The organism is Fulvimarina fulva, assembly GCF_039652615.1.
Taxonomy (GTDB): domain Bacteria; phylum Pseudomonadota; class Alphaproteobacteria; order Rhizobiales; family Rhizobiaceae; genus Fulvimarina.
This window is the reverse complement of sequence record NZ_JBDJAC010000013.1, coordinates 96,917-107,645: the sequence shown is the minus strand read 5'-3', so window position 1 is coordinate 107,645 and position 10,729 is coordinate 96,917. Positions and strand designations below refer to the sequence as shown.

Sequence of the window (10,729 nt, the reverse complement as noted above, 5' to 3'; positions counted from 1 at the left end):
CCCGATCAGAACGGTCTTCGATCCGGTCTGGTCGGACCGCTCCAGATGACTGACGAAACCGCGTGTCCAGGAATAGGCCGGCGGGCCGTCGAGATCGATGACGAGGCCGCGCAGGCCACTGGTTCCGAATTTCAGGGACGACATGGCAGGACGCTACCTTCTTTGCAGGGATGATGGCGGAACCCTCTATACAGGAAGGCGGCTTTCGAGAAAGCCGGCAGGGTATGATGCGAAACCTGCTCAATAACCTCGCGGCGACGGCTTTTGAAGACGCTCACGAGACCGTACGGGCTTTAATACGCCGTCCCAAAACAAGCCTCAGCACTGCAGGGCCGACGAGGTCGTAAACGGTCCGAACAAGATCGAGCTGGAATTCCTGCGGCAAAAAACACCTATATCGAGGCGTTCGAGGACCGCTTACGTCAGGAGTGGCTGAACGCATCCTGGTCCCCGTCGAGGTCTGATGCCCATCGACGGATCGAGGTATGTAGAACCGATTACAACGAACCACGGCCGCATTCGGCACTCGAAACCTTGACGCGGAGCGCCTTCGCCGCCTACTCAAGCCAGCCCGAAAAGTTCATGAGATCCGGACCGGAAACCGGGGCAGATCTTGCAACGTAAACTTGTTTACCGATGCCGATTTTCAGAAGAATAGCGATCATGACTGAACCAAAGAACAAAATCGAGATCGTACCGGTCATCTTGTGCGGCGGTGCCGGCACCAGGCTCTGGCCGGCTTCGCGACGCACGCGACCGAAACAGTTTCTGCCGCTCTTTGGTGACCGCTCGCCTTTCCAGGATACCCTGCTTCGCGTTCATGCAGAGGGATTTGCGGCGCCTGTCGTTATCGCGAGCAACGACCATCGCTTCATTGCCGCCGAGCAGGCACAGGAGATCGGTATCAAGGTCACGATCCTGCTAGAACCGGAAGCGCGGGACTCCGGTCCCGGCCTCGCGGCGGCCGCAGCCTTCGTCAGCGGACGTTACGGCGCAGAAACGCCAATCCTCGCGCTCGCCGCAGATCATCGCATCAAGGACATGGACGGTTTTCAGCGAACTGTCCTGGGCGCGCTGGATGCGGCTCGCGACGGCCATATCGTCACCTTCGGCGTCAAGCCGGATAGTCCGGCCACCGGCTTCGGCTATATCGAACCGGGCGGCGAGATCGGGGGGGCCGCAGGCACAGTTCGCCGCTCCAGGCGCTTCGTCGAAAAGCCTGATCGCGCGACGGCCGAGCAGTACGTATCGGAGGGCTATCTCTGGAATTCCGGGAACTTCCTCTGTCGAACCGATGTCCTTTTAGGGGAATACGACAGCCGTGACGCGGCGACCGTGGCTGCCGCGCAGTCCGCTGTCGACGGCGCCATCGAGGACCTCGACTTCGTTCGGCTCGATCCGGAAAGCTTCAGCAAGACCGCAAAGCGCTCGATCGATTACGCCGTGATGGAAGCGTCCGAACGGGTCGCGGTCGCAACCGCCGATTTCGACTGGTCGGATATCGGTGGCTGGGATCAGCTCGCCCCGATCCTCGATCACGACGAGGCCGGCAACGCCATCCATGGCATGGTGGTGACGGAAGAGGCGGAGAACAACGTCGTCTGGTCGAACGGCACCTTCGTCGCCCTGTCAGGCGTCTCGAATCTCGTTGTCGCCGTCACGGAGGATGCGGTCCTCGTCGCGGATCGCACGAAAGGCGACCTGATGAAGAGCCTCGTTGCGAAAGTGAAAACGGCACGGCCCGGCCTCACGGAAGAGCACGTCCAGAGCTTCCGGCCCTGGGGCAATTACCGCTCGCTCGACAAGGGTGGCCGGCATCAGGTGAAGCGAATCGTGGTGAAGCCCGGCGCTCAGCTCTCGTTGCAGCACCATCACCACCGCTCCGAGCACTGGATCGTGGTGCGTGGCACAGCGCTTGTCACCATCGACAAGACCGTGACACGAATGACCGAGAACGAGGGCACCTATATCCCGCTCGGTTCGGTTCACCGGCTGGAGAATCCAGGCAAGATCGATCTCGAACTTATCGAGGTGCAGACCGGATCCTATCTCGGCGAAGACGATATTGTGCGCCACGAAGACATCTACGCACGTGCCGGAACATAAATATCCGGCCCTGAACTGACACGTCCCCAAGTCTTACCCGGCGGAGAATTCGTTTGCGCCGTTTGTGAGGCGCTCTCCGTGTTTTATACCGGCGGACCTTTGAAACCATCGGTTTCATGGGTCGTCGGCAGCCCGAGCGGCGTTTGAGCCGTTTGCCGGGCGTGGATTGACCCAACGGGTCAATTCATTCGTCCGGCGGTATTACTGCTTGGCTCGAAAATTGCCGGGGATGTAGCTCGAGCAGGTACCAAGTCTGTTGCGCATTTCCGCATCTCTCGATCGGCTTTCATAGCCGATCGAGCTGTAAGGACGGCCCCTGTTCTCTCAGCTAGGTGTTCAGTCCCGGCATGTGATGGTTTGGATTGAATCAGCCCATTGAGAACTGCGCATGCGCGGTTCTCAGTCGAGGTCCGACGCTTTATGCACCCATAGCTGAAACAGGCTCAACGAAAGCAGGGTTGTCTCATCGCAGTGCGCGAGTGCGTGGCACGATCCGCAGATGGCTTGCCGTCTTCGCGCCCGGAAGTGCCGCGATCCTGTCGGCGGCATCCAGCAATCTGCCGCGATTGATGCCGGTGGCAATACCGCCCTCTTCGAAGGCGAAGTGAAGATCTTCCGTTGCCGTGTTTCCCGTTGCGCCGGGCGCAAAAGGGCATCCGCCAAGGCCAGCTGCGGCGCCTTCGATGATTTCGACACCGACCGAATGGGCAAAAAGGGCGTTCGCAATGCCCATGCCGAAGGTATCGTGACCGTGAAAGGCCCAGACCGCGTCCGCTGGACCATCGGCCATGACGGTCTTGAAGCGATGGGCGACCATCATCGGGTCGGCGCGGCCGGTGGTGTCGCAAAGGGCAAACTCGGCCTTTGGCGCAATCTCCAGCGCTTCGGCGAAGACGCGCCTGACATCCTCCAGCGGAACCGTACCGGTAAACGGGCAGTCGAAGCTCGTTCCAAAATCGACCCTCAGGCCCGCGCCCCCATCGCCGGCTTCCGAAACGATGGCGCGGAGCTGGTCGAGGGACTGGGCAACACTCTGGTTGACGTTCGCCTTGTTGTGGGCTTCCGACACTGAGACGACGAAGACAAGATCAGGATATCCGGCTGAAAGCGCCAGCCCCGCGCCTTTGGCATTGGGCACCAGAACCGACATGCGGCAGCCCGTGCGGTCTTTGAAGTGGGCTGCGATCTCTCCCATGTCGGCCATCTGCGGAATGGCTTTCGGGCTGACGAACGAGCCAAGCTCCATACGGCTGACGCCGGAGGCCACCAGATCTTCGATGATCGCGATCTTCTCGCCTGTCGGCAGGGGATCATGGATCGACTGAAATCCGTCGCGCGGTGCGACTTCCAGAAGGGTGACGGTTGTGGGCGTCGCAACGGTCATGCGCTCTCTCTTGGACTGATATTGTCGTGGCGTTTGGCGATCCAGTTGATCACCCCGCCGCCCGTCATGATCTCCACCTGCCGCTCGCTGAGATCGTGGCTGAGCCGGATCTCCTCCTCCGTCCCGTCACCATGGCGGACACGCGCCATGACGGTGCTGCCAGCTTCCAGCTGGCTGCGAATGTCCTCGATCAGGATCGTATCGCCGATCTTGAGCTTCGGCGGAGCGCCATCGAAGACCAGAGGCAAAACACCGAAGCTCGACAGATTCTGCCAGTGGATGCGGGCAAAGCTTTCCGCGATGACGAGGCGCAGACCCATGATACGCGGCACGAGCGCCGCGTTCTCGCGGCTGGAGCCCTGTCCATAGTTCTTGCCCGCGACGATGGCGTGCCCGCTGTCTGCGGCGGCTTCTTCCCGCGCGCGGGCCGCATAGGTGTCGTCCACCTGTTCGAAGGCATGATCGGCGGTGGCAAAGACGTTGGACCAGATCGGCAGGATCTGGCCCGCCGGAATAATGTCATCGGTGGAAACATCATCGCCAAGGGCGAGAAGAACGGGCACTTCGATCCGGTCAGGATAGGCATCGAAATCGGGCAGCAGCGGCGTATGCCGCGTGCGGTAGAGTTCGGACCGCTTGCCCTCATCGGGAAACACAAAACCCGCCGCGTTCATCGGCATGGCGTCGGGCTCCGAAATGCGCGGATAGGTTCCTCCAAGGGTGCGTGGATCGGTGATGACGCCGGTGAGGGCTGAGGCCGCGCAGGATTCCGGGCTTGCCAGAAACACCGAATCTTCGCGCGTGCCGGAGCGGCCGGGAAAATTGCGGGGCACGGTGCGCAAGGAGTTGCGGCCCGAAGCCGGCGCCTGTCCCATGCCGATGCAGCCATTGCAGCCGGCCTGATGAAGCCGCGCGCCGGATGCGATGAGGCTGCCGAGCTTTCCTTGCGAAACAAGCGTCTGCAGCACCTGGCGCGATGATGGATTGATATCGAGCGAAACGCCTTCCGCGACCCGTTTGTCCGCAACGATGTCCGCAACAACGGCAAAATCGCGATAGCCCGGATTGGCCGAGGAGCCGATATAGGCCTGGTAGATCGGCTCGCCGGCAATCTCGGAAACTGGCACCACATTGCCGGGACTTTGCGGCTTGGCGATCAGCGGCACAAGGGCCGACAGATCAATGCGATCGGTTCGATCGTAGGTGCAGTCTTCATCGCGTGATAGCGGCTTGAAATCCGCGCCGCGCCCACGCGCTTCCAGAAAGCGCTTCACGGCCGCATCGCTCGGGAAAACGCTCGTCGTTGCACCAAGCTCCGCGCCCATATTGGCGATGACGTGGCGGTCCATCGCCGAGAGGCAGTCAAGGCCGGGGCCGTAATATTCGATGATGCAATTGGTGGCGCCCGCCGTGCCGTGACGGCGCAGCATTTCCAGAACCACGTCCTTGGCCGAGACCCAATCGGGCAAAGCGCCGGTGAGCTCGACGCCGAATACCTTGGGGCACGCGATATAGAAGGGCTCGCCGGCCATGGCGAGTGCCACTTCGACGCCGCCCGCCCCGATGGCCAGCATGCCGAGGGAGCCTGCGGCGACCGTATGACTGTCCGACCCGATGAGCGACGCGCCGGGGACGCCAAAGCGCTCCATATGGACCGGATGGCTGATGCCGTTGCCCGGACCGGAATAGATGATGCCGAACCGCTCGCAAGCGCTCTTCAGGAAGAGGTGGGCGTCCGCATTGATTTCGTCCGACTGGACGAGGCCGTGGTCGATATACTGGACGCTGGGGTTCGTCGAGACACGGGAAACGCCCATGGCCTCGAGTTCCAGCATGACGAGAGTTCCGAGAACATCCTGAAGGAGAGCCTGCTCCATCTTCAGTCCGATTTCCGCGCCGGGTGTCAGCGTGCCGGAGACGAGATGGGCGGCGAGAAGCTTGTGAGCGAGGGTCTCAGACAACGGCCTGTGCCTCCGCATCCGTCATTTTTTTCGGCCTGAAAATGTTCAGGAGAAACTGAAGCCCGAGGGTCGTAAAGCCGATCGGCAACATGGCGTAGGGGATCCAGTTGGGCGTTCCGAACGAGGATGAGACGCGCTCGCCATAGATGAAGGCGTCATGGGTCATCAGCCAGCCGCGATAGGCCAGAATCGAACAGAAGCCGATGCCGACAAGGCTGATGATGATCGTGATGATGCGCTGGCCGAAGGGACTTGCCGCGTCCTTCACGAGGGTGATGCCGATATGCTCTCCGCGCCGTTCCACGTCCGCTGCCGTCATCAGGGCGAGATAGACGACGAGAAAGGAATTGATCTCCAAGCTCCAGGAGGTGGGCGCTGCGAGAGCATAGCGCATCAGCGCATCATAGGTGACCGTGACGGCCATGAAGGCGAGCGCCACGACACCGCCGGCCTGCAGCAGCCAGGAGAGCCCGTCAATGAATTTCACTGGAACCGTCTTCATCGGAATATGTCCCGCTCGCCTTCGTAAAACGTCGCGTCGATCGGGCCGATTCCGAGACCGGCCCGATCCATTTCAATCCGTCAGGAAAAGCAATCAGGCGCTTTCGCCCATGGCGAGCGCGATGGCCTTCTTGCCGACCTCTTCGCCGACTTCCTTGGTCCAAGCATCGCGCACGTTCACCGACACTTCGGCGAAACGATCAAGCGTTGCCTGATCCGGGTCGATCACTTCGAGGCCGCCTTCGCGGAACTTCGGCCAGTACTGCTTGTCGAAATATTCGACGTTCGCTTCCTTGGCGCTGTTCTCATCGAACCATTTGGCACCGTCCATCATGGCCGACTTGACCGCGTCGGACATCGCGTTGAAGCGATCGGTCTGGACGAAGATGCCGATGCCGAAGGCGGTGACCGGAACCTTGAAGACCTGCTTGACCTGTTCCTGGATGGAGCGGCCATTGATCGTCGAGATGTTGGCGACGGCTGCATCCACCGTGCCGCGCTGGAGCGCCAGATAAAGCTCGGAGGAGGGGATGCGCACCGCAGCGCCACCGAAATCCTCGATCGCCTTGGTGGCCTCGAAGGAGACGACGCGGATCTTCTTGCCGTTGATCGCATCGAGCGTGCGAATGCCTGGATCGCCTGCCGACCAGATATATTCGGGCTCCATGATGCCGCCGCCGAGGCTGAGCGCGGTGAGACCCTGCTTGTTCAGCTCCTCATTGATCAGATTGAACAGCGGCGAGCCCATCTTCAGGCGATCGGGGTTCTCATAGAGAGGGCCAACGACGCCGGGCAGACCGGTAATGCCGAGGATCGGCAGCGAGCGCGTGATGTAGCTCGTCGTGTGGAACATGAAGTCGATCGTGCCGGAGCGCAGCGCCGGGAGCTGTTCGTCCGCCGACAGAAGGCGGCCGGAATCGTAGAAGTCGATATTGACCGCGTCGGGATGGTTCTTGTTGACGAAATCAACAAAGCCCTGCGAGCCATAAGCGAGATCGGCATAGGAGGGCGGCAGGTAGGTGACGCCGGTGAGCGTCTGGGCCGCCGCAGCCGGGCGGCTGGAAAAGCCGAAGGCGGCGCCTGCGGAAAGTGCGGCGGTGCCGGCAAGGACGGAACGTCTGGAAATGGTCATATTTACAAGTCTCCCAAGTTTCTAGTTTCTCATGAGGTTCGGCAGCCAGAGGCTGATCGAAGGCACCAGTACGAAGAGCGCCAGCATCAGGAACTGGATGATCACGAACGGAACGACCGAGCGCACGATCTCCTCGATCTTCAGCATCGGCGCGACGGCTTTGAGCGTGTAGAGATTGAGCCCGACGGGCGGCGTGATGACCGCGATTTCAAGGTTCATCACGAGGATGATGCCGAACCAGAGGGGGTCGTAGCCGAGCGAGGTGATGAGCGGCAGAAGGATCGGCGTCGTCACCACGATGAGCGAGACCGCGTCCACCAGCATGCCGAGCCCGACCAGTGCGACCATGACCAGCATCAGGATGACCTCGGGGGGAAGATCCGTGCCGATCAACATGCTGGAGATCGCGTCGGGCACGCGGACAAGGTTCAGATAGTCGCCGAAGATGCGCGCGCAGCCCATGATGATGAGGATCGCGCCGGAAATCCGAGCGCTCTGGCCCACCACTTTCATCACGCCCTTGAAATCTAGGCAGCGGAAGATCGCGACCGCGACGAGGAACGCGCCGACGGCGCCGAAGGCGGCCGCCTCGCTGGGTGTTGCAATGCCCGAATAGATCGCGCCGAGAACGACGAAGATCAAAAGCATGGCGTGCCAGATGCCGCCGAGCGCGCGAAACCGGTCACCCCAGCTATAGTTCACATGCTCGCCGCGCGGAGCTTCCTGCGGATTGAGGAGCGCGCGGAAATAGATGTAGACGCAGAGCGCGAGAGCCAGCGCGATGCCCGGCACGATGCCGCCAATGAAGAGATCGGCGACCGAAACAGACGAGACCGCGCCGTATATGATGAGCGGCACGGACGGCGGGATGAGCATGGCGAGCGCACCGGATGCGACCACGCTTCCCGAGGCGAGCTTGCGCGAATAGCCGCGATCGAGCATTTGCGGAATGGCGATGGAGCCGACGGCGGCAACGCCGGCGATCGAGACGCCGCTCACCGCACCGAACACGGCGGACGCACCGACGGTCGCTATGGCGAGTCCGCCCCGCAACCATTGCAGCCAGATGACCGCCGCTTTGAAGAGGTTCGCGCCGACCGGTGTCGCCGCCAGAAACGCGCCCATGAGAACGAAGAGCGGCAGGGCCAGAAGTTCGAAACTGTTCAGCTGGCCGAACAGGGATGTTGGCCCGAAGAAGAAAGCCATGGAGCCGCGCGCCATGTAAAGGCCGGTCAGCCCGGCTGCGCCCAGCGCCAGAAAGATCGGTGCGCCGAGCGTGATTAGCCCGAGCAGGATCAGGACGACGATGATGGGTTCGATCATCGTTCGATCTTCCTTAATGGCGCAATATTCGTCATGGGGGTCGAAGGCCTAGATGACATGGTCCGACCTCAGCTGCTCGATGCGGGCGTCGTCATAGCCGAGCCAGTCCTTCAGGACCGCGTCCGTATGCTCGCCGAGTTTCGGGCCGGTACGGGTGATCGCGCCGGGAGACACGGAGAGCTTGGGAAAAACGTTCTGCATCGCCGTTTCGCCAAGCTCAGGGTCGTCTACGCGGGTAATCGCCTCGCGCGCCTGATAATGGGGGTCGTCCAGCATGTCGGGGGCGCGAAAGGTGAGACCGGCGGGCACGCCCGCATCGGACAGCTGGTCCACCACATCGTTTGCCGTATGCCGTGCTGTCCACTCGCCGACGATCGCGTCGATCTCGGCCTGATTTTCGCCGCGCGCCCGGTGGGTGGCGTAGCGCTCATCCGTGCTGAGTTCCGGCCGGCCCATGACCTTGCAGAGGCGCTGGAACAGGCTGTCCTGATTGGCGCCGACGATAACGGTCTGGCCGTCTTTCGTCGGATAGGCGTTGGAGGGAGCGATGCCGGGAAGGAAACTGCCGGAGCGCTCGCGCACATGGCCACCCTTGTCATATTCGGTGACGACATTTTCCATGACCGAGAGCACGGCCTCGAAGATCGAGGCGTCGACCATCTGGCCTTCCCCGGTCGCGTTGCGGTGCTGGAGCGCAAGGAGCGCACCCTGAAATCCGCTTTGTCCCGCCAGCGTGTCACCGATGGATATGCCAGCGCGCACCGGCGGGCGATCGGGATAGCCGGCAATATAGCGCATGCCGCCCATCGCCTCGCAGACGGATGCGAAACCGGCGCGCTCGGCATAGGGGCCCGTCTGACCGAAGCCGGTGACCCGAACCATGATGAGGCGCGGATTGATCGCTTTCAAAGCGTGATAGCCAAGGCCCCACTCCTCCATGCGGCCGACCCGGAAATTCTCGATGAGAATGTCCGTCTTGGCAGCGAGATCACGGACGACAGCCTGCGCCTCGGCTTTGCGAAGATCCAGCGTGATCGATTGCTTGCCGCGGGCGATGACCGGCCACCAGAGAGGCCGGCCCTTCTCGTCCGCGCGGCCCCATTGGCGCATGGCATCGCCGGTCTTGGGTGGTTCGATCTTGACGACTTCTGCGCCGAAATCGGCCAGCAACTGGCCACAGAACGGGCCGGCGATCAGCTGGCCCATTTCGAGCACACGGATTCCGGCAAGCGGCTTTCGAGGCTGTGCCCCCATTGATGTCCTCCCTGAACGAGACGCTCCCACATCCCGTGTTCCGCTTGATCTGCGGATTATTGTCTTTCGTTTTCAAAATACCCAATGTATCCAATTCGTCAAGCAATCCTCGGTCATAGCCTGAAAATGTCGCATATTGTATCCAATAGGGGGTCTGATGTCGCTTCGTAACGGGCAGTCCAAGCCGGGGCTAAGGGCCGCTGACCGGGTGTATGAGGAAATTCGCCGGGAGATTCTGGCCGGGAGCCTCAAGCCCGGAGAACGGGTGACGGAGGAGCTTCTCGCCGAGCGCTTCGGCGCAAGCCGCACCCCGGTGCGCTCGGCCATCGTGCGGCTGGCCGCCGACGGGTTCGTGGACATGACCCCGCGCTCCGGCACCGTCATCAAGCAACGGTCGCAGAGTGACATCGCCGATATCTACGACGTCCGCGCTATCCTCGAGAGCGCGGCGGCGGGGCTCGCAGCGAAGGCCCGATCCGGGGCCGATCTCAATGATCTGAAGGATCTGCAGGCGCGGATGGAACACCATTTCGCAACGGCCCCCGGCGCGATCGAGACCCTGTCCTCGCTTAACAAGGCGTTCCACCAACGCGTTCTGGTTGCAGCGCAGAACGCGACGCTGGCGGACTCGGCGGCGCGGCTGATGGATATCGGGTTCCTCATCAACACCTATATCAATCTCTCTAGCGAGGAGATCGCGCGCGCGATGAGCGATCACCGCAATCTCATCGATGCAATTGCCTCCCGAGACGCTGAATGGGCGAAGGCGATCATGCGAGGCCATATTCACGGCGCCAAGAACGCCTTGACGAAGAACCAGGCCGCTGAAGTGTAATACCGGCGGACTTTAAAAGCATCGCTTTCGAAGGCCTGTCGGCAGCCCGATCGGCGCTTAAACCGCGCGTCGGACGAGAATTGGCCATCGGGCAAATGGAGAGGGCGCTCCTTCGTTCAGGGCGGCCGCTCGAATGCGCGTCAGGCGCTTTATATGCCGGCCCTCGTCGCGATCCGGTTCAATCCGGACCTCAAGGCCAGATCCGATCAGCTGATCTCCAAAGGCGTGAAGGC

At 61.7% G+C, this 10,729-nt stretch carries 9 protein-coding genes and 1 pseudogene; 4 read left to right on the top strand and 6 right to left on the bottom strand.

Translation table 11 applies throughout. The features are described 5' to 3' along the window. Positions 1-324: 324 nt before the first annotated feature. Together ABDX79_RS16460 and ABDX79_RS16455 are read left to right on the top strand one after the other, a co-directional pair. Positions 325-624: an integrase core domain-containing protein gene (locus ABDX79_RS16460; RefSeq protein WP_463671189.1), complete on the top strand. Its 300-nt coding sequence runs from the start codon at positions 325-327 to the stop codon at positions 622-624. Positions 625-663: 39 nt separating this feature from the next. Then, positions 664-2,106, top strand: coding sequence for a mannose-1-phosphate guanylyltransferase/mannose-6-phosphate isomerase (locus tag ABDX79_RS16455; RefSeq protein ID WP_346221398.1), 1,443 nt, complete (start codon positions 664-666; stop codon positions 2,104-2,106). A 463-nt stretch (positions 2,107-2,569) separates the two neighbouring features. Here ABDX79_RS16455 and ABDX79_RS16450 read toward each other — a convergent pair whose 3' ends face one another. The 6 genes from ABDX79_RS16450 to ABDX79_RS16425 form a co-directional block, all read right to left on the bottom strand. Beyond that, positions 2,570-3,490 (bottom strand): hydroxymethylglutaryl-CoA lyase, encoded by a 921-nt coding sequence (locus ABDX79_RS16450; RefSeq protein ID WP_346221397.1) that lies wholly within the window; start codon positions 3,488-3,490, stop codon positions 2,570-2,572. After that, positions 3,487-5,451: an aconitate hydratase gene (locus tag ABDX79_RS16445; protein ID WP_346221396.1), complete on the bottom strand. Its 1,965-nt coding sequence runs from the start codon at positions 5,449-5,451 to the stop codon at positions 3,487-3,489. The genes ABDX79_RS16450 and ABDX79_RS16445 overlap by 4 nt, the downstream gene beginning before the upstream one ends. Continuing rightward, positions 5,444-5,953, bottom strand: coding sequence for a TRAP transporter small permease (locus ABDX79_RS16440; protein WP_346221395.1), 510 nt, complete (start codon positions 5,951-5,953; stop codon positions 5,444-5,446). The genes ABDX79_RS16445 and ABDX79_RS16440 overlap by 8 nt, the downstream gene beginning before the upstream one ends. A 93-nt stretch (positions 5,954-6,046) precedes the next feature. Continuing rightward, positions 6,047-7,084 carry a TRAP transporter substrate-binding protein gene (locus tag ABDX79_RS16435; RefSeq protein ID WP_346221394.1) on the bottom strand — a complete coding sequence of 346 codons (1,038 nt, stop codon included), beginning with the start codon at positions 7,082-7,084 and terminating at the stop codon, positions 6,047-6,049. 21 nt (positions 7,085-7,105) lie between these two features. Beyond that, positions 7,106-8,407 carry a TRAP transporter large permease gene (locus ABDX79_RS16430; RefSeq protein WP_346221393.1) on the bottom strand — a complete coding sequence of 434 codons (1,302 nt, stop codon included), beginning with the start codon at positions 8,405-8,407 and terminating at the stop codon, positions 7,106-7,108. 48 nt (positions 8,408-8,455) lie between these two features. Next, entirely contained in the window at positions 8,456-9,661 is a 1,206-nt protein-coding gene (locus tag ABDX79_RS16425; RefSeq protein ID WP_346221392.1) for a CaiB/BaiF CoA transferase family protein, read from the bottom strand. A gap of 157 nt (positions 9,662-9,818) precedes the next feature. Between ABDX79_RS16425 and ABDX79_RS16420 the strand changes: the two genes are divergently transcribed. Both ABDX79_RS16420 and ABDX79_RS16415 read left to right on the top strand, forming a co-directional pair. Beyond that, a complete protein-coding gene (locus tag ABDX79_RS16420) occupies positions 9,819-10,496 on the top strand; it encodes a GntR family transcriptional regulator (protein WP_346221391.1) in 678 nt (225 codons plus the stop codon). An 87-nt stretch (positions 10,497-10,583) separates the two neighbouring features. Then, positions 10,584-10,721 (top strand): annotated as a pseudogene (locus tag ABDX79_RS16415) (transposase); the annotation flags it as partial. Positions 10,722-10,729 lie beyond the last annotated feature (8 nt).